The sequence below is a fragment of the Candidatus Nitrosarchaeum limnium BG20 genome (assembly GCF_000241145.1).
Lineage (GTDB): Archaea > Thermoproteota > Nitrososphaeria > Nitrososphaerales > Nitrosopumilaceae > Nitrosarchaeum > Nitrosarchaeum limnae.
Map to the genome: position 1 here is coordinate 1 of NZ_AHJG01000103.1, position 1,666 is coordinate 1,666.

Annotated in this window: 2 protein-coding genes; one reads left to right on the plus strand and one right to left on the minus strand. The window is 34.0% G+C overall.

Annotated features, from left to right (window positions below):
- Window positions 1–331: 331 nt before the first annotated feature.
- Window positions 332–838 (plus strand): dihydrofolate reductase family protein, encoded by a 507-nt coding sequence (locus BG20_RS03315; protein WP_010190897.1) that lies wholly within the window; start codon window positions 332–334, stop codon window positions 836–838.
- 64 nt (window positions 839–902) lie between these two features.
- Here BG20_RS03315 and BG20_RS03320 read toward each other — a convergent pair.
- Window positions 903–1,666 (minus strand): class I tRNA ligase family protein (locus BG20_RS03320; RefSeq protein ID WP_010190899.1); only part of this gene is annotated, 764 nt, incomplete at its 5' end.

Consider the following 1,666-nt stretch of genomic DNA (forward strand, 5'->3'; position numbering starts at 1 on the left):
GGACTTGATGTTACACTGGAATATCATACGTTTGGATGTTGTTGTATCATTTCTGGAAAACTAGACTAGATTGCAGATCTTTTTTATTAACTGTATAATTAAAGTTAATAACTCTAATTTTTTACAGAATTTCGGGAGGGCTAATTTTATTCTTTCCTTTTGAATTTTTTAAGCTAAGGATAGTTTTTGTAATTAAGATATTTGAAATGTCATGTGTTTCCAGGAGAAACTGCAAAAAAGAAAATTCTGGGACAACTTTAACCCTCGAGATAGGTTCAAGCCTTTGCGGATTTGAATCTAAGATTATAACTCTGAAATCATAGTATTCAATATGACAAAGATTCAGGTTTACATTGCATCAAGCTTGGATGGTTTCATTGCAAGAGAATCTGGTGACATTGATTGGCTGCCAGAATCTTCTGAATCAAGTTATGATGCATTTTACAAGTCTATTGATACTGTCATTATGGGCAAAACTACGTATGATCAAGTACTAACATTTGGTGAATATCCATACAAAGACAAGAAATCAATTGTTTTCAGTAAAACTCAACAAAACGATGATGAAAATGCAGAATTTGTCTCTGATGTTGAGAAATTTGTTAAAGGTGGATTTCCTGGAGCTGGAGAAAATATCTGGCTAGTTGGAGGAGGAAAACTCATTGGTTCATTTCTTAAGTTAGGAGTTGTAGATGAAATAATTACAACACTCATTCCTATAGTTTTAGGTAGAGGAATTCCATTATTCCAAGATACTGAAAATGATACAAAGCTAGAACTCGTTAAAACAGAAAGATATGGCCAATTAGTCGATTTACATTATAAAATCTCAAAATAGTCTCTCTGCGTCCATTTTATTCCCCAAAATGGTAGCTGAGTCACTCCCGAATTGAATCTAGTTTCTATTCAATCAATATTGCTGGCTTGAATGGCCTTGCATGTCTTGCCTTTCCTTTAGGATCATAAATCTCTGAATCAGTTTCAGAAAATACATCAATGTCTACACCAAACTCTTTCTTTCCAATATCTGTCAATTCATTTATCAAGAATTTTTTCTCATCAAATTCTTTTGATTGCAGCTTCATCTCTCTTATTTCAGTTGGCTCTGATAGTATGTCTTTGATTGTCTTTTGTACAAAATCTGGAATCTTTTTGACATCTGCTGTATCTGGATTTGCAATCAACTCCTTCATGACAATTCCCATGTTAGTTTGGCCTGACATCACCTTATCCAATATGGAGTGATACACTTTGGACTTGAATGAATCAGCAGTATAGATTGTAATCTTTTTTGGTGTAATCTTTGTAACTTTTAGAATATTTGCAATATCGTCAATTAGTAATTTTAACAACTCTTCTGATTGAATTGCTGATGCGTTGATACTATCAGCAGAGTATTCAGGCCACAAAGAAGTTGATACTAGGGTGTGATTCCCGAGTTTTTCCCACATCTCTTCTGTTATGTGTGGTGCAAATGGAGATAGCATTGCAACTCGTACAGAATTAATCTGGTGTAAAATACCTGAAATATTGGTTCTACTTTTTGCATTTACTCTTTTTGTGTACCAGCTAAGATCAGACTCAAATGAAAACAAGATATCGTGCAGTGCTTCACGCAATCTCATCTTTTCTATAGAGCCAGTAACTTGAGATACCAAGCTTTGTG